The organism is Arthrobacter sp. ZGTC412 (assembly GCF_002929215.1).
Classification (GTDB): domain Bacteria; phylum Actinomycetota; class Actinomycetes; order Actinomycetales; family Micrococcaceae; genus Arthrobacter.
Genome location: NZ_PJII01000001.1, coordinates 638,039 through 658,543, shown reverse-complemented (window position 1 = coordinate 658,543; position 20,505 = coordinate 638,039). Strand labels below are relative to the sequence as shown.

At 65.6% G+C, this 20,505-nt stretch carries 19 protein-coding genes; 11 read left to right on the top strand and 8 right to left on the bottom strand.

The features are described 5' to 3' along the window. Positions 1-281: 281 nt before the first annotated feature. The 4 genes from CXQ88_RS03100 to CXQ88_RS03085 all read right to left on the bottom strand — a co-directional run bounded on the left by CXQ88_RS03100 (position 282) and on the right by CXQ88_RS03085 (position 4,400). Positions 282-1,085: an amino acid ABC transporter ATP-binding protein gene (locus tag CXQ88_RS03100; protein WP_104042662.1), complete on the bottom strand. Its 804-nt coding sequence runs from the start codon at positions 1,083-1,085 to the stop codon at positions 282-284. 12 nt (positions 1,086-1,097) lie between these two features. After that, the gene (locus CXQ88_RS03095; RefSeq protein ID WP_104042661.1) at positions 1,098-1,889 is read right to left on the bottom strand and encodes an amino acid ABC transporter permease; all 792 of its coding nucleotides are present in this window, start codon (positions 1,887-1,889) and stop codon (positions 1,098-1,100) included. Positions 1,890-2,037: 148 nt separating this feature from the next. Continuing rightward, positions 2,038-2,841: an ABC transporter substrate-binding protein gene (locus CXQ88_RS03090; RefSeq protein ID WP_104042660.1), complete on the bottom strand. Its 804-nt coding sequence runs from the start codon at positions 2,839-2,841 to the stop codon at positions 2,038-2,040. 167 nt (positions 2,842-3,008) lie between these two features. Next, a complete protein-coding gene (locus CXQ88_RS03085) occupies positions 3,009-4,400 on the bottom strand; it encodes an isochorismate synthase (protein WP_104042659.1) in 1,392 nt (463 codons plus the stop codon). A gap of 336 nt (positions 4,401-4,736) precedes the next feature. Between CXQ88_RS03085 and CXQ88_RS03080 the strand changes: the two genes are divergently transcribed. From CXQ88_RS03080 to CXQ88_RS03065, 4 genes are all read left to right on the top strand, one after another. Then, entirely contained in the window at positions 4,737-5,510 is a 774-nt protein-coding gene (locus CXQ88_RS03080; RefSeq protein ID WP_258061662.1) for a demethylmenaquinone methyltransferase, read from the top strand. Between the two features lie 3 nt (positions 5,511-5,513). After that, on the top strand, positions 5,514-6,845 hold the full coding sequence (locus CXQ88_RS03075) for a geranylgeranyl reductase family protein (RefSeq protein WP_104042657.1): 1,332 nt from the start codon (positions 5,514-5,516) through the stop codon (positions 6,843-6,845). Next, entirely contained in the window at positions 6,842-7,942 is a 1,101-nt protein-coding gene (locus CXQ88_RS03070) for a polyprenyl synthetase family protein (protein WP_104042656.1), read from the top strand. Before CXQ88_RS03075 ends, CXQ88_RS03070 begins: the two co-directional genes overlap by 4 nt. Before the next feature lie 406 nt (positions 7,943-8,348). Further along, positions 8,349-9,188, top strand: coding sequence for a type IV toxin-antitoxin system AbiEi family antitoxin domain-containing protein (locus CXQ88_RS03065; protein ID WP_104042655.1), 840 nt, complete (start codon positions 8,349-8,351; stop codon positions 9,186-9,188). Positions 9,189-9,293: 105 nt separating this feature from the next. Here CXQ88_RS03065 and CXQ88_RS03060 read toward each other — a convergent pair whose 3' ends face one another. Continuing rightward, positions 9,294-9,719 (bottom strand): hypothetical protein, encoded by a 426-nt coding sequence (locus CXQ88_RS03060; RefSeq protein WP_104042654.1) that lies wholly within the window; start codon positions 9,717-9,719, stop codon positions 9,294-9,296. Positions 9,720-9,733: 14 nt separating this feature from the next. After that, positions 9,734-10,405 (bottom strand): trimeric intracellular cation channel family protein, encoded by a 672-nt coding sequence (locus CXQ88_RS03055; RefSeq protein WP_104042653.1) that lies wholly within the window; start codon positions 10,403-10,405, stop codon positions 9,734-9,736. 60 nt (positions 10,406-10,465) lie between these two features. On the opposite strand from CXQ88_RS03055, the gene CXQ88_RS03050 reads away from it, so the two are divergent. The 6 genes from CXQ88_RS03050 (at position 10,466) to CXQ88_RS03025 (ending at position 17,634) form a co-directional block, all read left to right on the top strand. Beyond that, complete coding sequence (locus CXQ88_RS03050) at positions 10,466-11,347, top strand: sirohydrochlorin chelatase (protein ID WP_104042652.1); 882 nt, start codon at positions 10,466-10,468, stop codon at positions 11,345-11,347. A gap of 54 nt (positions 11,348-11,401) precedes the next feature. Continuing rightward, positions 11,402-13,147, top strand: a complete 1,746-nt coding sequence (locus CXQ88_RS03045; RefSeq protein WP_104042651.1) for a nitrite/sulfite reductase — start codon at positions 11,402-11,404, stop codon at positions 13,145-13,147. A 68-nt stretch (positions 13,148-13,215) separates the two neighbouring features. After that, complete coding sequence (locus CXQ88_RS03040; RefSeq protein WP_373637684.1) at positions 13,216-13,950, top strand: phosphoadenylyl-sulfate reductase; 735 nt, start codon at positions 13,216-13,218, stop codon at positions 13,948-13,950. Next, positions 13,947-14,894: a sulfate adenylyltransferase subunit CysD gene (gene cysD, locus CXQ88_RS03035; protein ID WP_104042650.1), complete on the top strand. Its 948-nt coding sequence runs from the start codon at positions 13,947-13,949 to the stop codon at positions 14,892-14,894. The genes CXQ88_RS03040 and cysD overlap by 4 nt, the downstream gene beginning before the upstream one ends. Then, positions 14,895-16,310, top strand: coding sequence for a sulfate adenylyltransferase subunit 1 (locus CXQ88_RS03030; protein ID WP_104042649.1), 1,416 nt, complete (start codon positions 14,895-14,897; stop codon positions 16,308-16,310). It abuts the gene before it with no gap. 157 nt (positions 16,311-16,467) lie between these two features. Beyond that, a complete protein-coding gene (locus CXQ88_RS03025) occupies positions 16,468-17,634 on the top strand; it encodes an RtcB family protein (protein WP_104042648.1) in 1,167 nt (388 codons plus the stop codon). Between the two features lie 36 nt (positions 17,635-17,670). Here CXQ88_RS03025 and CXQ88_RS03020 read toward each other — a convergent pair whose 3' ends face one another. Both CXQ88_RS03020 and CXQ88_RS03015 read right to left on the bottom strand, forming a co-directional pair. Further along, entirely contained in the window at positions 17,671-18,504 is an 834-nt protein-coding gene (locus CXQ88_RS03020) for a glycerophosphodiester phosphodiesterase (protein ID WP_219816298.1), read from the bottom strand. A 116-nt stretch (positions 18,505-18,620) separates the two neighbouring features. Continuing rightward, positions 18,621-19,031 (bottom strand): Hpt domain-containing protein, encoded by a 411-nt coding sequence (locus CXQ88_RS03015; protein ID WP_104042647.1) that lies wholly within the window; start codon positions 19,029-19,031, stop codon positions 18,621-18,623. A gap of 331 nt (positions 19,032-19,362) precedes the next feature. Here CXQ88_RS03015 and CXQ88_RS03010 point away from each other — a divergent pair, with 331 nt between their 5' ends. Then, positions 19,363-20,499: an ABC transporter substrate-binding protein gene (locus CXQ88_RS03010; protein WP_104042646.1), complete on the top strand. Its 1,137-nt coding sequence runs from the start codon at positions 19,363-19,365 to the stop codon at positions 20,497-20,499. The last annotated feature ends 6 nt before the right edge of the window (positions 20,500-20,505 follow it).

Here is a 20,505-nt window from a genome sequence, read left to right as displayed (position 1 = left end):
CCTGGGTAGGGCGGCCGGGTGGGCCTGCTATGCGGATTGGCAGCGCGCTGCTGAGCCAGTGGAGGCTGTAGAAGGACCCATTGTCGAATGCAACACACGTTGAAGTAAAGGACCCCGCGGGAACGAATGCTGCCGGCGGCAGGCGAGTACCGCCGTCGTACGCGTTCTGCCCTTTTTCGATGCTTCAAGGTCTCGGTGACGCACGAATGCCCTGGTGCTACCGGAATTCCGGTAGCACCAGGGCATTGGCGCGTCGTCAGCGCCTGCGCGCGTCGAAAGCGCTATTCCTCGAGCCCGATGTGGGTCGGATCGAGGACGCGGCGCAGGAATTCCTTGGTCCGCGGCTGGGTGGGGGCGGAAATGACATGCTCGGCCACGCCTTCCTCCACCACAACGCCGCCGTCCATAAACACCACACGGTCGGCCACTTCGCGGGCGAAGCCCATCTCGTGGGTCACTACCAGCATGGTCATGCCCTCCTTGGCGAGGTTCCGCATAACGGAGAGGACATCGCCCACGGTCTCCGGGTCCAGCGCTGAGGTGGGCTCGTCAAAGAGCATCAGTTCCGGATCCATGCTCAACGCGCGGGCAATGGCCACACGCTGCTGCTGTCCGCCGGAGAGCTGGTCCGGGAAGCGGTCCGCGAGGTGACCCAGCCCCACACGCTCCAGGTTGTGCATGGACACCTTGTCCGCCTCGGCCTGGGAACGCTTGAGGACCTTCGTCTGGGCGATGCTGCAGTTTCGCTTGGCGTCCAGGTGCGGGAACAGGTTGAACTGCTGGAACACCATGCCCACCTTGCGGCGCATCTTGTCGATGTCCACATCGGGATCAGTGGCCTCGAAGCCGCCCACATGGATGCTGCCCTGGTTGGGCTGCTCCAGCAGGTTCACGCACCGCAGCAGGGTGGATTTGCCGGAACCGGAAGGCCCGATCAGGCACACCACTTCGCCGGGCGCCACGTCAAGGCTGATGCCCTTCAGAACCTCGTTGGCTCCGTAAGACTTGCGCAGGTCTTTGATCTCCACGCCGGCGGCGTGGATGGTTGCAGTGCCACCGCGGGAGTTGTTTACGACGTCGTTCATGGTCTTCGCTGCCTATCGGTTTGACCGCGCGGTGCGGCTTTCGAACTTCCGGGCCAGGAAGCTCAGGGGGATGGTGATCACCAGGTAGAAGGCACCTGCCACAAGGAGCGGGGTGAGGCCTGCGCCGAGGCTGGAGATGCCGTCGCGGCCAAACTTGGTGAGCTCGTACTGGGACGCGGTAAGGCCCAGGACGTAGATCAGCGAGGAGTCCTTGGTCAGCAGGATGACCTCGTTGGTCAGCGGCGGCAGGACGATCTTGAAGGCCTGCGGGATGACGATGGTGACCATGGCGCGCCACTGCGGCATGCCCAGGGAACGGGCGGCCTCGAGTTGGCCCTTGGGTACTGCCTGCAGGCCTGCGCGGAGGGTTTCGGCGATGTAGGCCGAAGCCACCATGCCGAGCGAAATCATCACGATCACGGTGATGTTCCACGAGACGCCGAACGCCAGCGGAACGCCGTAGCCGAAGGCGATGAAGACCAGCAGCGCGGGGATCCCGCGGAAGAACTCGATGTAACCGGTGGCGATCCAGCGGTACAGCGGGAAGCTGGAAAGCTTCATCAGGGCCAGCAGCAGGCCGCCGGAGAGGCCCACGACGAAGCCGAGGAAGGTGTAGATCAGGGTGTTCACCAGGCCGGTCATTAAAATGCCCGGGAACATGGGGCCGATCTTGGCGAAGTTGAAGACGCTGTTGCCGATGGTCTCCCAGTCGGTGGCCAGGATCAGCGCGGCGATGGCCACAACAAAGATTCCGGCCTGGACATACAGGCTTACTCTGGCTCGCTGACGTGCGGTCATTGCCATGGGTTGCTCACATTCGTTGTGCGTGGCAGAGGCCCCGGACGGACTGCGGTACAGCTCGTCCGGGGCCCCGGCTGCGTAGTTCTCAGGGCCGTGACCGAACCAGGGCGGGTAGCCTCAGGCCTGCACGGCGACTACTTGGCGGTTTTGGCTACTTGGCGGTTTCGCCGAACCAGGTGGTCTTGAACTTCTCGAGGGAGCCGTCGTCGGTCAGGCGCTTGAGCGTGCCGTTGACCTTCTCCGCCATGGCGGTGTTGCCCTTCTTGATGGAGATGCCCAGCTGCTCGCCGGTGGCGAACTCCTCAACACTCTTGAACTTGGGCTGGTCCTTGATGGCGTAGCCAAGGACGGACTGGTTGCCCAGGGCGGCGTCGATGGTGCCGGCCTCGAGCGCCTGCACCAGGAGGCCCGTGTCCTCGAACTGCTGGGCGTCCAGGCCCTGCTCCTGTGCGTATTCGGCGCCGGTGGTGGCCTGCTGGACGCCTACCTTCTTGCCCTTGGCTCCATCAAGGCCCGTGATGCCGGAACCTTCGCTGGCTACCAGGGCCAGGTCGTCATCCAGGTACGGGGTGGAGAAGTCCATCACTGCCTTGCGGGTGTCCGTGATGGAGATGGAGGAGATGCCCAGGTCGCACTGGGTCAGCGCGGTGCCGGTCTCGATTGCCTCGAAGGAGCTGTCCACGATGCTCAGTTCGGCGCCGAAGTCCTTGGCGAGTTCCTTGGCGATGTCCACGTCGAAGCCGACCGTCTGGCCGTCCTTCTCGAATTCGAACGGCTCGTAGGGGATGTCCGAGCACACCGTCAACTTGCCGGCGTTGATGAGCTGGATGCCGCCTTCGGATGCTGCCGGAGTGGAGCTTCCGCCGCCGCAGGCCGTGAGGGTGAGGGCGCCGACGGCGAACAGTGCTGCTGCCTTGGCGGTGATCTTGGCCGTGGCCAGGGACTTGAGCTGCATGTTTCTTACCTTTTGTTGCAGGAGTGTGCGGTACTAAATCGGTTCATAGTGTAGCGCCGATTAGGAGATGTGCATCACAGGAAACTTAGATTCACTATTGGATAACCAAGTTACCTTTGATTCAAGCCTAGGCGAAGCAGCAGTGTCCCGTATCCCGGACTCTCTGCCTAGTTGCTGATTCCAAGCGACTCCAGCATCGGCCGGAACTTCGCCCAGGTTTCCGCAAGCTCCGCCTCCGGCTGGGAGCCGTCCACTATTCCGCAGCCGGCATACAGCCGCACCGTGTCCCGTGATTCGATGACCGCACCCCGCAGGGCAATGCCCCACTCACCGTTTCCGGCGGCATCCAGCCATCCCACCGGTCCGGCGTACGGTCCGCGGTCGAGGTGCTCCAGCTTGCGGATCAGTGCTCCCGCCACCTGGGTGGGAGTCCCGCAAACGGCAGCGGTGGGGTGCAGTGCGTTGATCAGGGCCAGGCAGGTGGGGACGTGGCCTTCCACCTCAGTAAGTTCGGCCTTCACGTCCGAGGCCAGGTGCCACACGTTCGGCAGCTCCAGGATGAACGGTTCGTCGTGGGCGTTCATCGCCTCCGAGAACGGCGCCAGCTGGGACGTGAGCGACTGGATCGCTATCTCGTGCTCGTGCCGCTGCTTTTCTGATCCTGCCAGCACCCGGGTGGCGTAATCCATAGGGAGGCCGTCCTCGCCGTGCGCATCGCGGCGGTCCAGGGTGCCGGCCAGCACGCGCGCCTGGGCAGTACGTCCCTCCACCTGGATCAGCATCTCAGGCGTCGCGCCCACCAGGCCGTCCACCCCGTACGTCCAGCATTCGCGGTACCGCCCGGCGAGCTCCCGCAGCACCTGCGCGGCGTTCACGCCGGAGGGAACGGTGGCAACGACGTCGCGCGCCAGCACCAGCTTCTCCAGCGCTCCGGTCCGGATTTCGGCCACCCCCGCTTCTACAGCGGCCATCCAGTCCTCCTCGCTCAGCGATCCCGTGTGCAGGGTTGCGCCGGCGGCAAGGGGAAGGGGACGTACGACGGCGCCGCCGGCACGGCCGGGAACTGCGCCGGAGGTACCGTCCCCGGCAGAGTCCGCTGCCGCCGTCGTTGTTCCACCGGAGGGGGAGCTGCTGCCCAGCCAGCGGTCCAGCGCGGCGAGGGCGCCCGCCTCGGTGAGGGGGCCGTCGTCGAACGTCGACTGGGTGACCCAGACTTGGCCATCACGGACGCCCACCACAATCTCGGGCACGATCAGCCGGGATTCGTGGGCGGAAGTCTTAGAGAAGGCGAAGGAGCCAAAAGCGACGGGCCCGGTGCCGGGAAGTTCCACGGAGTCCGTAATTTCGGCTTCGAGTACAAGGTGGCGCCACCAGATGTCGGCTTCAAGGAAGCGTTCCGGGCCGGTGGCGGTAAAGCGGGCGATCTCGCCGAAGCCTGCCAGCCCGGCCTCGCGGCGGGTCCAGCAGAGGACATCGTCCCGGACCAGGAACGACGGCAGCCCCCCAGCGAATTGTTGGCCATCAAGGGGGACTGTCAAGGTGCGGAACGTGCTCGTCATGATTGCTCCACAGTACTGCGTTCTACCCCAGGAGCAGGGTACAAAGGGGTAGTTCGAGCTGCGCATACCGCGGCACCCCGCCGCGCGTAGCCTTCAGCTATGGGCGCCGAGGTCCGCAACCTTAACCGTCGGACGGGAAGTGCGGTGCCGTGCCCGCTGCAAGGTGAGCCGACGGCTAAGCCGTTGCTGCTCTTGCATGCGTGGGGTGGATAGCGCCGCAGCTTCGGCCGGCTGGCCGGGGACGCCAACGCCTTCCTGTGATGGCTCGACGCCAGCGGGGGGCCGCTGGCGCGCGCCTTGGTCCGGACCCTCCGGAACATTTGAGACAATGTCATGGTGAACCGAGCATCCTTGGATAAGCGTCCGGACGAAGTAGCCACGATGTTTGACGACGTCGCCCCCAAATACGACGTCGTCAATGATGTCCTGTCCCTGGGGCAGACCCGCCGGTGGCGCAAGGTAGTGGTGGAAGCGATGGAAGCCACGAGAGGCCAGCGCGTCTTGGACCTCGCCGCCGGAACAGGCACGTCCAGTGAGCCATATGCGGATGCAGGCATAGATGTGGTGGCGTGCGACTTCTCCCTCGGGATGCTCAAGGTAGGCAAGCGCCGCCGGCCGGACATCGATTTCATCGCCGGGGATGCCACCAACCTGCCGTTCGCCGACGACACCTTTGACGCCACCACCATTTCCTTCGGCCTGCGCAACGTGAACGAGCCCAAGAAGGCGCTGCAGGAGATGCTCCGCGTCACCAAACCCGGCGGCCGCCTGGTCATCGCCGAGTTCTCGCAGCCCGTGGTCCCGCTTTGGCGCACCATGTACACCGAATACCTCATGCGCGCACTGCCGCCCGTAGCCAGGAAGGTGGCCTCCAACCCGGACGCCTACGTGTACCTCGCCGAGTCCATCCGCGCCTGGCCGGACCAGGACCACCTGGCCGCATGGCTGGAGGAAACCGGTTGGGAGAAGGTCACCTACCGCAACCTGTCCGGCGGGATCGTGGCGGTGCACCGTGCGTTCAAGGCCCCCGACTCAACACCAGACGGCGCGGCTGCCGCCATCGCCGCGCACAAGGGCCCCGTGGCCAAGCTGCGCCGCAACACCCGCTGACCTGTGAGGGTACTGATCGTCGGCGCCGGGCCGGCCGGCTCCACCGCCGCGTACTACCTTGCCAAGGCGGGTATTGACGTCACCGTTCTGGAGAAGACGAGCTTCCCGCGCGAAAAGGTCTGCGGTGACGGCCTCACCCCGCGCGCTGTCCGCGAAATCCAGAAGCTTGGCCTGCCGCACCCCGAGGGTGACGGCTGGCGCCGCAACAAGGGCCTACGCCTGATTGCGGGCGGCCGCACCATCGAACTGCCCTGGCCCGAAGTTTCAGACTTCCCGCAGTACGGCCTCATCCGCACCCGTCTCGGCTTCGACGAGGAACTGGCCCGCCACGCCCAGGGCGCGGGTGCCGAAATCCTTGAGCGGCACAGCGTCACCGAAGCCCTCCGGAACGACGACGGCCGGGTCATCGGGGTCCGCGCGGCCCTCCTTGACGAGGCCGGACGCAAGACGGGGGAGACGCGCGAGTTCACTGCCGACGTCGTACTCGCCGCCGACGGAAACTCCACCCGCACCGCCGTATCGCTCGGAATCCAAAAGCGTGACGACCGCCCGCTCGGCGTGGCCGTCCGCACCTATTTCACCTCGCCACGCACGGACGACGACTGGATGGAAGGCTGGCTCGAGCTTCCCGGCCGTGATGGCAAGCTGCTGCCGGGCTACGGCTGGGTGTTCGGCGTCGGCGACGGCACGTCCAACGTGGGCCTGGGCATCCTCAACTCCTCCAAGGAATTCGGCAAGCTCGACTACAAGCAGGTCCTCCGCGAATGGACCGCCGGCATGCCCTCCGACTGGGGCTTCACGCCCGAAAACCAGGTGGGCGAGATCCGCGGCGCTGCGCTGCCCATGGGCTTCAACCGCACGCCGCATTACTCACCCGGCCTGCTCCTTCTCGGGGACGCGGGCGGCATGGTCTCCCCGTTCAACGGAGAGGGCATCTCGTACGCCATGGAGTCTGCCCGGTTTGCTGCCGAGTTCATCATCGACGCCTCCTCGCGCGCTGCCTCCTCAGGTGGAACGTACGACGCCGACGCGCACCTCGAGCGGTACGCGGAGTATGTGCGGGACCAGTGGGGATCGCACTTCACGTTGGGGCGGGCGTTCGCCGTGCTGATTGGCAAGCCCGCGGTCATGAAGCTCGCGCTGCGCACCGGCATGCCCATCCCGGTACTGATGCGGTTCGTTGTCCGGCTCCTGGCCAACCTCACTGACCCATCGGCCAAGGGCTTCGAGGACCGGGTGATCCGGGTCCTGGAGTCGCTGGTTCCGGCCACATCCAATACTCAGTCGGCTTCGAATCAGCGGTATCCGCAACAAAAAGTTAGGGTTAACCAGTGAACAACCCCGCAGACCACAGCTGGACGCACGCCGGGCACGGCCTGCCGGAGTCCGAACCCAGCCTCAATACCACCGCCATCGCCACGGGTTTGCAGCTGCCCGCGGGCTTCGCTGCCATCGCCGGGGATGCCGAGCTGGGGCCGGCCATCACCAACAACCTGGCGCGCGTGGAGAAGAAGCTCCGCGAGGCCATTGCCAACTCCGATCCGCTGGCTGACGCAACGTCGCGCCACCTGGTGGAAGCCGGCGGCAAACGCATCCGTCCTTTGCTGACGCTCCTCTGCGCCCACCTCGGTGACGCTTCGCTTCCCGCCGTGGTGCAGGCCGCCGTCGTGGTGGAACTGACGCACCTCGCCACCCTGTACCACGACGACGTGATGGACTCCGCGCCGTTCCGCCGTGGTGCGCCCACCGCGCACGAAGTGTGGGGCAACTCCGTGGCCGTCCTCACTGGCGACCTGATTTTTGCCCGGGCCTCGATTCTGGTTTCCGAACTCGGCTCGCGCGCGCTTGGAATCCAGGCGCGCACCTTCGAGCGGTTGTGCCTGGGCCAGCTGCACGAAACCGTGGGGCCCCGCCCGGACGAGGATCCCGTGGAGCACTACCTTTCGGTGATCGCGGACAAGACGGGCTCCCTGGTTGCCGCGTCCGGTCAGCTCGGTGCGATCTTTGCCGATGCCGATCCCGCCTACGAGACGGTCCTCGTGGAGTACGGCGAGAAGGTGGGCGTGGCCTTCCAGCTTGCCGACGACGTTATTGACGTTACCGGCATCAAGGTCAAGTCCGGTAAGTCGCCGGGTACGGACCTGCGCGAAGGTGTTCCCACCCTGCCGGTGCTGCTCCTGCGCAGGGCCGCAGCGGATGGTGACCGGTCCGCCGTCGAACTCTTGACGCTCATCGACGGCGACCTGACGTCCGACGAAGCATTGGCCGAGGCTGTTGCAGGCCTGCGCGAGCACCCGGTTACCGCTGAATCCTGGGTTGTGGCGCGCCAGTGGGCAAACGAGGCCATCGCCGCGCTGGCCCCGCTGCCCGAAGGTGTGGTCAAGGAATCGCTGTCCAACTTCGCGCTGGCCGTGGTGGACCGCGCCAGCTAGCTTTTCCCTGTGGAAGCCCGGCTCCGTGGTGGCGCCGGGCTTCTTCCTTTGTGGCTTGTAAGGTCCAGGGCCGTTCTGTTAAACGGGACAGCCCCGGTCCGCAGCAACAATACGAGTCATTCGTTGCTGTGAACCGAGGCTATCTCTCCGTTCGCATCAGACCCGCCGGAGGCGTTTAGCGGATCCGTGAATAGTCTATGACAGCTTTGTCACAAGATGCAAGCCCATTGTTACGCCGGTTGTCAAAGGCTTTCCGTGCCCAAGCTGGGGCACATTCGGCGTCCAAAGGCCCTTTCCCAGCTGAAGGATCGGCGAGTCCGTGTCGAAGTGCCCCACGAAGGCAGCCGGGTCCACATAAGGAAGGACAGATCTGCCCTTCTCCGGCCAGCCGGGACACCGTGGAGGCATGGACTTAGAGACCTTCCTCAGCAGACGCGCGGGCGTAGCACGGACCTCAAAGCTGCGCCGCGCCGGCTTCTCGCGAAACAGCATTGAGAAAGCGGTGGCCTCGGGCCGGATTGTGCGCCTTCGGCGGGGCGTCTACAGCCTTCCTCGGGAGGCTGGTGTCCTGGGGATGGCGCTGCAGTACAACGCTCTGGTGACCTGCTTGTCTGCTGCACCCGCCTATGGGCTGTGGACGCTAAACAAGGCCGACAAGCCACACCTGAGCCCAGGGCACAAGAAGACACCGCCGGGCGCATTTGCCCATGGCAGGTGTTCGCATCCACGCCACCCCTGGCTGCCGATAGCTGGCTTGGCCGACGTGCTGATCCATGCCTTGCGGTGCCTGCCGGAGATCGAGGCGTTGGTGATGGTCCAGTGCGCGGCCCAGAGCGGTGATGTCACGGTGGACTTCCTCCGCCGCAAGCTCCCCGGAAACCGTAATGCCCGCGCCAGGGCAGTCCTGGACTGGGTGATCCCGAGGGCCGACTCCTTGCTGGAGGTCCTGGCGAACTATCACTTCCGGCGGGCGGGCTTGCAGGTCCGGCGGCACGTGGAGGTGCCCGGGGTAGGCGAGGTGGATTTCCTTGTCGAGGAGTGCTTGGTGGTGGAAACCGATGGTGCCACCCACCTGGAGCCCCGCCAAGTGAAGAAGGACCGCAAGCGGAACAACGCGACGGTGGCCGGCGGATACCTGATCCTTCGGTTTGGCTATGACGACGTCGTCCATCACCCCGCACGAATGATGGAACGGGTTTTGGGGGTGCTTGAATTGAGCCGTCGGGGAGCCTTCAGCGGAAGGTGAGCGCCGCCGTCGTGGGCTACTTTGAGCGTTGCAATCCCCAAATTAAGCTGTGTCCTCGGCGCGTGCGTGTCGAAGTGCCCCGGTTTGGCGCCGGCCAGCGAAACCCTAGTCTTCGTCGTCCTCGAAAGCCCACTCGAACATGTCGAACACGAACTCCGAGAAGGTACCTTCTTCGGACTTCCACTGGCCGCGCACATTGTTGCGGCGGTACACGATGGGGTCCGGGACGCTGAGGTCGCCTACGCGGAAGCCCCAGGTGTACTCCTCTTCCTCATCCTCAAGGAACATCAGGAAGCCTTCGTCATCGACTTCGAGCTCGTCGGGATCCCAGAAGTAGTGGTAGGCCTCCATGAGGTCCTCGCACCCGCCGATGGCCAGGTAGAACTCGCGGAGGACCAGCGGAATCTGGAATTGGTGGTCGGCCAGGGCCTTGTCCAGTTCCTCGGCGGACAGCCCGTCCTCTTCCTGCCATTCGTCTTCGAGATACTTCGGAACAAGCGCACGGAATTTCTCGAGGAACATGTCAGTCATGCTTCATATCCTAGCTAATCGCGGCCCCGCGATTCGCCGCTGTCAACCCCCGCCCGGTGCCACCCATTGACGGCCAGCGGGATGTGCCAGGAGCGCCGCCAGGCCACCACCCGGAAGGCAAAAACGAGGGCGGCCACCACACAGGCGGTCACGGCATTGAAGGCTCCCGTGACCCACAGCACCGTGGTCAGGGCCGCACCGCTGAAGGCCGGAACGGCGTAGAGGTCCCGGGAGTTGAACAGCTGCGGCACCTCGTTGGCAGTAATGTCGCGCAGCAGCCCGCCGCCCACCGCCGTTGTGACGCCCAGCAGCACCGCCGCCACCGGGTTTACGCCAAAGGACAGTGCCTTCAAGGTTCCGGTGATGCAGAACAGGGCCAGCCCGCCGGCGTCGAACAGGACCAGCAGCGACGTGAAGCGCTCCACACTGGAAAACAGGAAGTACACCAGGAATGTGGCCAGCAGCGGCGGGACGAGGTAGGCGGGATTGCTGAAGGCCGCCGGGGGTGTCGCGCCGAGGATGATGTCGCGGATGACGCCTCCGCCCAGGGACACCAGGGAGGCCAGCAGGAGCGAGCCCACAATGTCGAACTGCTTCCGGGCCGCCAGGAGGGATCCCGAGACAGCAAAGAAGAAGACACCAACCAGGTCCAGCCACACCAGGGCGATGTCAAAAGGGAATGTCATGGAGCGTCCCGGCAATTCAAAGAGGGCGGACAGGGCGGCTCCAACGTTACGCTAGCCCCTATGAACAGCCCCATCATGATCGCCTGCGCCCATGGGACTTCCAGCACACAGGGCGCCGCGGAGGTCAATGCGCTGCGGGATGCCATCGCTGCGCTCCGCCCGGGCCTCGACGTCCGCGAAGCCTATGTGGACGTCCAGCAGCCTGACCTTGTGGACGTGGTGGCAGGCCTGCCGGAGGGGGAACCGGCCGTCGTGGTGCCTTTGTTGCTCAGCGTTGGCTACCACGTGAAGGTGGACATCGCGAGGGCAGTCAAGAGCCGTCCGGGCAGTGCGGCCGCCGCACCGCTGGGCCCGGATCCGCGCCTCGCTGCACTGCTGGACCAGCGGCTGCGCGAGGCCGGGGTGACGGATCGCGACGTGATTGTCCTTGCCGCCGCGGGCTCGTCGAACGCCAAGGCAGCTGTGAGCGTGGAGGAGCTGCTGGGCCAGCTTCAGGAGCTGCGGTCCAATCGGATGGTGGCCGCTTATGGTGCCTCGGCCAAGCCTTCCGTGCCCGACGCCGTCACCATGCTTCGCGAGGAACTTGAAGGAGGTGCCGGGGCGGGGGAGTCCGCCGGAGCTGTCGACGTCGGCGGGCGCGTGGTGATTGCCTCCTACCTCCTGGCGCCGGGCTACTTCCACGACCAGCTCGCCAAGGCGGGTGCCGACGTCGTGACGGAACCGCTGCTGCCGTCTCCGGTGCTGGCCGAGATTGCGCTGGAAAGGTACGACGCCGCCGTCGCGCAGGCCTCCGAAGCCACAAGCGAAACACCAGCCGAAGCGCCATCCCAAGCCCCAACCAACAAGCCCGCCGCAGCCCCTGCAGAAGCCCAACAGGATGCACAGGAAGGTGGCTTCTTCAAGGCCGTCCGGCGTTTCGTGACGAAATATTTCCCTAGGTGACTCAACGTTTCCGGGCCTTTGTGACGCAATTCAGGCGGGACCTACAGTCGATGCATGACTGATACAGCTCTAGCCGGAGCGTCCGCGGAAACCGCCGCCCCGAAGCGCCCGGCCCGCACGTCCCGACCCGCCGCGAAGCCGCACGGTCAGTGGAAAGTGGACGGCAAAACGCCCCTGAATGCCAACGAAACCTGGAAACAGGAAGACGACGGCCTTAACGTGCGCGAGCGTATCGAGTCCATTTACTCCAAGGAAGGCTTCGACGCCATCCCCGGCCAGGACCTGCACGGCCGGTTCCGCTGGTGGGGCCTGTACACCCAGCGGAAGCCCGGGATCGACGGCGGCAAGACCGCAACGCTTGAGCCGCACGAGCTCGAGGACAAGTACTTTATGCTCCGGGTGAGGATCGACGGCGGCGCGCTCACCACTGAGCAGCTGCGCGTCATCGGCCAGATCTCCGTTGACTTTGCACGGGACTCGGCCGACCTCACGGACCGCCAGAACATCCAGCTGCACTGGATCCGCGTGGAGGACATCCCCGAGATCTGGACCCGCCTGGAAGCTGTTGGCCTGTCCACCACCGAGGCGTGCGGCGACGTTCCGCGCGTTATCCTGGGTTCGCCCGTGGCCGGCATCGCCAAGGACGAGATCATCGACCCCACCCCGCTCATCGAGGAGCTGGGGGAGCGGTTCATCGGCAACCCGCTGCTGTCCAACCTGCCGCGCAAGTACAAGACGGCCATCACAGGCCACCCCAGCCAGGACGTGGTCCACGAGATCAACGACTTCGCCCTGGTGGGTGTCCGCCACCCTGAGCTGGGGATCGGCTATGACCTGTGGGCCGGCGGCGCGTTGTCCACCAACCCGATGCTCGGCAAGCGCCTGGGTGCGTTCGTCCGCCCCGAGGAAGCTGCGGACGTGTGGCTGGGCGTCACCAGCATCTTCCGTGACTACGGCTACCGCCGCATGCGCACGAAGGCCCGCCTGAAGTTCCTGATGGCCGACTGGGGACCCGAAAAGTTCCGCCAGATCCTTGAGGACGAATACCTGGGCTACAAGCTGGCCGACGGCCCGGCTGCGCCCAAGCCCACGTCCCCGGGTGACCACATCGGCGTGCATGAGCAGAAGGACGGCAAGTTCTTCATCGGCGCTACCCCGCTTGCCGGCCGCCTGTCCGGCGCGGGCCTGGTCAAGCTCGCGGACACCCTTGAAGCCCGCGGGTCGTACCGCCTGCGCACCACCCCGCACCAGAAACTCGTTGTCCTGGACGTCGAGAAGGAACAGGTGGAACCCCTGGTGGCCGAACTCGACGCGCTGGGCCTGTCCGCCCGCCCGTCCGTGTTCCGCCGCGGCACCATCGCCTGCACCGGCATCGAGTACTGCAAGCTCGCCATCGTGGAGACCAAGCACACGGCTGCCACCGCCGTCGCCGAGTTGGAACGCCGCCTGGGCGACCTCGCCGCCTCCGGTGAACTGCCGCACGCGCTGTCGCTGCACATCAACGGCTGCCCCAACTCCTGCGCCCGCATCCAGACCGCGGACATTGGCCTCAAGGGCATGATGCTTCCCACGCCCGACGGCGACCCCTCCCCGGGTTTCCAGGTCCACCTGGGCGGCGGGTTGGCTTCCAACGAGCGCGAAGAAGCAGGCCTGGGACGCACCGTCCGCGGCCTCAAGGTCTACGTTGACGACCTGCCCGACTACGTGGAGCGCGTGGTCCGCACCTTCGTGGCCCAGCGGGCCGAAGGCCAGACCTTCGCCGAGTGGGCCCACGCCGCAGACGAGGAGGCACTCCAGTGAGTAAGCACGCCCTCGGGGTAGACCCGGTTGTAGCGCCGGCCGTAGCCGCAGCCCAGGTAGAGACGACAGTGGCCACCCACCCTCCTGCCGGCAGCCTGTTGCCCAGGCGTTCAACGGAGGAGCTCAAGGCCATCGCCGAAGCCGGCGCCGCGGAGCTCGGCTGGGACGCCCCGGCCCGCGACGTGATCGCTTGGGTGGAGCGTAACTTCGACCTGCCCGCAGTGGCCGTGGCCTGTTCCATGGCCGACGCCGTCCTGCCCGCCCTGGTCGCGGACCAGCTGCCCGGCGTCGACGTCCTGTTCCTGGAGACCGGCTACCACTTCCCTGAAACCTATGCCACGCGTGATGAGGTGGCCGCGAACCTGCGCGTCAACGTGGTGGACGTGCTGCCCGAAAACACTGTGGAGCAGCAGGACCGGCTCCTTGGCAAGGACCTGTTCGCCCGCGACGCCGCCCAGTGCTGCGCGCTCCGCAAGGTGGCCCCGCTGCGCCGCACCCTGTCCGGCTACGAACTCTGGTTCACCGGCGTCCGCCGCGACGAAGCCCCCACCCGCACCAACACGCCGCTGGTCACCTGGGACGAGGCCAACGGCCTGGTCAAGGTCAACCCGGTGGCCGCGTGGACGTTTGACCAGTTGGTCCAGTACTCGGACGATAACCTCCTGCCCGTCAACCCGCTGCTTTCCCAGGGTTACCCCTCCATTGGCTGCCAGCCCTGCACCCGGAAGGTGGCGCCGGGCGACGACCCCCGCGCCGGCCGCTGGGCGGGCTCCGACAAGACAGAATGCGGACTACACGTATGAGCACTTTCCTAACCGAGGAGACTACCCAGGTGACTGACTCCGCCGTCTCAATCCGACTGAGCAGCCTGGACACCCTGGAGTCCGAGGCCATTCACATTATTCGCGAGGTAGTTGCCGAGTTCGAGAAGCCTGCGCTGCTGTTCTCCGGCGGCAAGGACTCCGTGGTGATGCTGCACCTGGCCACCAAGGCGTTCTGGCCGGGCAAGGTTCCGTTCCCCGTGCTGCACGTGGACACCGGCCACAACTTCCCCGAGGTCATCGACTTCCGCGACCGGACGGTTGAGCGGCTGGGGCTGAAGCTCGTGGTCGGCTCCGTGCAGGAGTTCATCGACCGCGGCGAGCTGGCCGAGCGCGCCGACGGCACCCGTAACCCGCTGCAGACCGTCCCGCTGCTGGACGCCATCCAGCAGAACAAGTTCGACGCCGTCTTCGGCGGCGGCCGCCGCGACGAGGACAAGGCCCGCGCCAAGGAGCGAATCCTGAGCCTGCGCGACGAGTTCGGCCAGTGGGATCCGCGCAACCAGCGCCCCGAGCTGTGGAACCTGTACAACGGCCGCCACACAGTGGGCCAGCACGTCCGTGCCTTCCCCATCAGCAACTGGACCGAGCTGGACATCTGGCGCTACATCGAGCGCGAGAACATCGAGCTGCCCGGCCTGTACTACGCCCATCAGCGCGAGGTCTTCGCCCGCGACGGCATGTGGCGTGCAGTCGGCGAGGTGTCCCAGCCGCTGCCGCACGAGGACGTCATCACCAAGACCGTCCGCTACCGCACCGTGGGGGACATGTCCTGCACCGGCGCCGTCGAGTCGGACGCGTACACCGTGGCCGACGTTGTGGTTGAAGTCGCCGCCTCCACCCTGACCGAACGTGGCGCCACCCGTGCAGATGACCGCATCTCCGAGGCAGCCATGGAAGACCGCAAGAAGGACGGGTATTTCTAAATGAGCACCGACTCCCTGGCCGCCGAGCTCGAGACAGCCCTGCCCACTACTTTGTTCCGCTTCGCCACCGCAGGATCGGTCGACGACGGCAAGTCCACTTTGGTGGGCCGCCTCCTTCACGATTCCAAGGCCATCCTTGCCGACACGCTCGATGCCGTTGCCCGCACCTCCGCGGACCGGGGCTTCGGCGGTGCCGGGGCCACAGGCACGAAAGCGATCGACCTGGCCCTGCTGACCGATGGCCTGCGTGCCGAGCGTGAACAGGGCATCACCATCGACGTGGCGTACCGCTACTTCGCCACCGACCGCCGCAGCTTCATCCTGGCGGACTGCCCCGGGCACGTTCAGTACACCAAGAACACGGTGACCGGTGCGTCCACCGCGGATGCCGTCGTCGTACTCATTGACGCCCGCAAGGGTGTCCTGGAGCAGACCCGCCGGCACCTGTCCGTGCTGCAGCTGCTGCGCGTGGCGCACGTCATCGTGGCCGTGAACAAAATCGACCTGGTGGACTTCAGCGAGTCCGTATTCCGTGAAATCGAAGCCGACGTGCAGCAGGTTGGCCGCGAGCTGGGCCTTGGCGCGGATGGGATCACTGACCTGTTGGTGGTGCCCGTGTCCGCTCTCGACGGCGACAACGTGGTGGACCGCTCGGAGCGCACCCCGTGGTACACCGGCCCCGCGCTGCTTGAGGTCCTCGAGACCCTGCCGGCCGCCGACGAACTGGAAAGCCACCTGGAGAGCTTCCGCTTCCCGGTGCAGCTGGTCATCCGGCCGCAGGGCGCCCTGGCTCCGGACGCCGTTGCCGCAGGCATGGACGTAGAGGCCTACCGTGACTACAGGGCGTATGCCGGCCAGATCACTGAGGGCTCGGTTAAGCTGGGGGACAAGGTCTCCGTCCTGACTCCCGGCCAGGACCCCCGCACCACCACCGTTGTGGGCATCGACTTTGCTGGCGCCTCGCTGGAGGAAGCCGCCGCCCCGCAGTCCGTGGCCATCCGCCTGGCTGAGGAATTCGACGTCGCACGCGGTGACACCATCGCTGCTGCCGGCACCGTGCGTGAAGCCTCGGCCGACCTGTACGCGTCGCTGTGCTGGCTGTCCCCGAAGCCGCTGCGCGAGGGCGCCAAGGTGCTGGTCAAGCATGGCACCCGCACGGTGCAGGCCCTGGTGCGCAACGTTGGCGGCAAACTGGACCTGGCCACCTTCAAGCTGGAGCCTACGTCCACCCTGGAACTGAACGACATCGGCCACGCGCAGCTACGGCTCGCCGCGCCGCTGCCGCTGGAGAACTACCTGCACCACCGCCGCACCGGTGCGTTCCTGGTGATCGACCCGCTGGACGGTAACACGCTGGCCGCCGGCCTGGTCAAGGACCACCCGGGCGACCACGAGGACGAGCGCTACTCGATCTAGGTTTCGCCGCGATCGCCGGAACAGTACGACGTCGCCGAATCGCTACGGCTACCACGCACCGTTCCGGCGATTTCGTGGCTAATGCCCGGCTACTGAGGACCGGGGCAGCCCTGGAGCCGCGGTTTTGTCGTCCCGTATTCCGGGTACGAGGCGAGGCATGGAGACCATCAACAGCAAGCTGCTCAACTGGGCTTCGATCCTGGACCCACTAACGCGGGAACAGGCCGTGATGACTGCCGAGTTGCCGTTCATCTATCCGCATCTGGCGCTGATGCCCGACGCGCACCTCGGCAAGGGCGCCACCGTAGGATCGGTCATTCCTACGCTGAACGCGATCATTCCGGCGGCGGTGGGGGTGGACATCGGCTGCGGGATGATTGCCGTCCGGACGCAGTACTCGCTGAAGGACCTGCCGAAGGACCGACGGCGGCTCCGCGAAGACATCGAGCGTGTGGTTCCGTTGTCCGCCGGGCACAACAACAAAAAAGTGCTGCCCACCGCAGAGCCCCGGATCGCGGAGCTGAAGCAACTGGCGGCGAAGGCCGGCTTTAACCCTGCCCAGTACGTGGCGAAGTGGGAGCTCCAGCTTGGGTCCCTGGGTTCGGGCAATCACTTCATCGAGGTCTGCTCGGACGAAAACGACGACGTCTGGCTGTTCCTCCACTCGGGCTCGCGCGGCGTCGGCAACAAGATCGCCCAGCATCACATCGGCGTCGCACAGCACGTGTCCCGGAAGCACCAGATTCGACTGCCACACCCGGACCTCGCCTTCCTGGACGAGGGGACGCCGCAGTTCGACCGGTACATCGCGGAGCTGCGCTGGGCCCAGCACTTTGCGCTGCTGAACCGGGAGGAAATGATGGACCGCGTCAGCGCCCAGTTCGGCCATTGGGTAGGCGGCCCGGTACACGAACGGGAGCGGATCAACTGCCACCACAACTTTACCCAGCAGGAGACGCACTACGGCAAGTCCCTCTGGGTGTCGCGGAAGGGCGCCATCAAAGCCGCGCCGGGCGATCCCGGGCTCATTCCCGGTTCCATGGGCACGGCGTCGTACGTGGTGGTAGGACGTGGCAACCCCGCATCCCTGAACTCCTCGCCGCACGGGGCAGGCAGGGAGTACTCCCGCAACGCTGCCCGCAAAACGTTCTCGCTGGAGGAGCTGAAGAAGGCGATGCGGGGGATCGAGTTCCGGGCCTCGGAGTCGTTCATTGACGAGATCCCCGCAGCCTACAAATCGATTGACCAGGTGATGCAGGACGCCGCCGACCTCGTCACGGTCCGGCACAAGCTGCGGCAGCTGATCAACGTCAAGGGCAACTGACCGGCTGGTGCGTGCCCCTAACCGCCGCCAAGCGCCTCAGGACACGCCAACCGCCTGAGCTGCGGCACGAGCCGTTGCTGCCTTGAGCCACGCTTTGGCCTGGCCGGGGTCGTCGGCCGTCCCGCCGTCGGCATTCAACTCCAGCGCCCGGTCCAGGGCCTCGCCGTTCCTGAGCGGCCAGACGTGGACCTCCATGCCGGCTGCCTGCAGCCGTTCCACGTGCACGGGAGTGAGAAGCTCAAACCCCGTGTACAGCGTGCCCGCGCCCGTGATGATAAGGACATCCTCGAGTTCTTCCTGCTGCCGGCGGGTGGATGGAAAGGTGCCCACGATGAATCCGCGGGGAACGGCCGGCAGGTGCAGCGCGAGGAGGAACAGCGCTTCCGGGAGGAAACTCGAAAACTTGATGCGGCGCGTGTGGGCCGGATTCTGCGCGAGCAGTTCGGCCAGGGCACGCACCGCGGACGGGTCCTTGATCTCCACCTGGAGCATGACGTTCGTGAGCTCGAGGACTTCGGCGAAGGCCAGAACCGGCTGTCCTGACATCAGCGGAACCTCGTGCACCTGGGCGAGTGTCAGCTCGGTGACAGGTGTCCCCGCGTTCAGCCCTCCCGCTGCCAGCCGCTGAAGGGTTGGATCGTGAAGGACGATGGGGACGCCGTCGGCTGTGATGCGCACGTCAAGTTCAATTTCGTCAACACCGGCGGCCTCGGCCAGTCGAAACGACGCCGCGCTGTTCTCGGGTGCCAACGCCATGGCTCCGCGATGGCCGACGACCGCAAAGCCGGCATTCCGCTGGCCGGGACGGGAGGAGTGGTTCGGAGGGGCAGTGGGCAACTGCAGAACAGGAAGCACCTGGTTGTTGGTCACAGACAAAACCTATGGAGGCAAAGTCAACTGGCAGGTGGAGCGTCCTTAACGGGGGAAAAACATCCGGTCAAAAGCCCGGGTGTGGGGCTTGAGGGACGCAAGGCAGCACGGGTACGTCAGCTGGGGTCAGGCTTCTGGTTAAGGGCTGCCTGCAGGAGGTATGTAGTCTGCCGGCTGCACTGTTTGAGCCGCCGAAGATGGGCCGCCGCCAGCTGGGGCAGTGCAACGGCCGGGTCGGTGTCGCGGGTGTCGTTGCGGATGGCCTGCTCCAGGTTAATCGCCATCCCCACCAGCCGTTCCGCCCCGACCATCTGGCTTGAGGTTTTGAGGCTGAGGACCGCGTCCATGGCTCCCTTAAGGTCCCCGGTGGTCAGGGTTTGCCGCAGCCGCTCGGTCCGCTCGGGCAGGTACGCGATGAAGTTCTGCACGAATACCTTCCAGACTCCTTCGTCGTCGTCCAGCTCCTCGCGCAACCTCACCAGCACGGCAGGATCCAGGAGGGGTGCGTAGCCATCACCCTGGCTCACGGTGGCCCCCCATGGGCAGCACTTGGGCGGTGCGTACGCCAACGACACAACCGCCGCCTGCAAAACCCGATACCCATGACGTGCCCCTGATGGTCAAAACACCGATGAGCCTCCCAGCAGGACTTTCAATGGACGCTACGGGGCGGCCGTTGCTGAGGCACGAGTAGTGAGTACTCGATTCTCCTAAGGCGGGGAATCGGCAGTTCCAAGTGATTGGCCGCCGTCGTCGGAATATGACGCTAAATGAACTCGCGTGACCCCCCGTTTCCGCTTCATTGAACGCCATTGGGCCACTCCCTATGGTGAAACAATGACTAGTTCCAAGCCCGGGATGACCCGCATCGTGGCAGGCGAAAGCGCGGTTCCCAAGCGCAAGCGTGCCATCGAGGCTGCCCTGGCTGTTGGCCTGGTCCTGCTGATCGTGGTGGGCGCCGTGGTGGCTTCCACTGTTTCGCGTAACACTGAGGCGCAGGCTGTTGAACCCACGCCCGCTGCGGAGCTGAAGCTGGGTTACTTCGGCAACGTCACGCACGCGACCGCGCTGGTGGGCATCAGGGAAGGCTTCCTTGCTGAGTCCCTGGGCAGTACAGCCCTCAGCACCGAAACGTTCAACGCCGGGCCTGCGGCCATCGAGGCTCTGAATGCAGGCGCCATCGATGCTGCCTACATCGGCCCCAACCCGGCCATCAACTCCTTCGTGAAGAGCCAGGGCGAATCCGTCAGGATCGTGGCCGGCGCTGCTGCCGGCGGCGCCCAACTGGTGGTCAAGCCCGAAATCACGTCGGCGCAGGACCTCAGGGGCAAGATCCTCGCCTCCCCGCAGCTTGGTGGCACGCAGGACGTTGCCCTTCGCGCCTGGCTTTCGGACCAGGGGTACAAAACCAACGTTGATGGCAGCGGAGATGTCGCCATCAATCCCACGGAAAACGCACAGACGCTGAAGCTGTTCCAGGACGGAAAGCTCGACGGCGCGTGGCTGCCTGAGCCGTGGGCGTCCCGTCTGGTGCTCCAGGCTGGAGCGAAGGTGCTGGTGGATGAAAAGGACCTATGGGACGGCAGCAGCACCGGTAAACCGGGCGAGTTCCCCACGACCGTCCTGATTGTGAACCAGAAATTCGCGGCCGACCATCCCGACACCGTGAAGGCGCTCCTGGCGGGCCATACGAAGTCGGTCGACTGGCTGAACCAATCGCCTGCCGCGCAGAAAGCCTCCGTCATCAACTCGGCCCTGCAGGAATCAGCCGGCGCAGCCCTGGCCGACGACGTCCTCGCACGGTCCCTGGCCAACATCACCTTCACCCTTGATCCGCTGGCCGGAAGCTACCCCCGGCTGCTGCAGGACGGCGTGGAGGCCGGCACCACCAAGCAGGCCGACATCAACGGGCTTTTCGACCTCCGTCCGCTCAACGACCTCATCGCCGCCAGCGGCGCCGAACCTATTTCAGCCGCAGGCCTTGGCCAGGACTGACCCTCC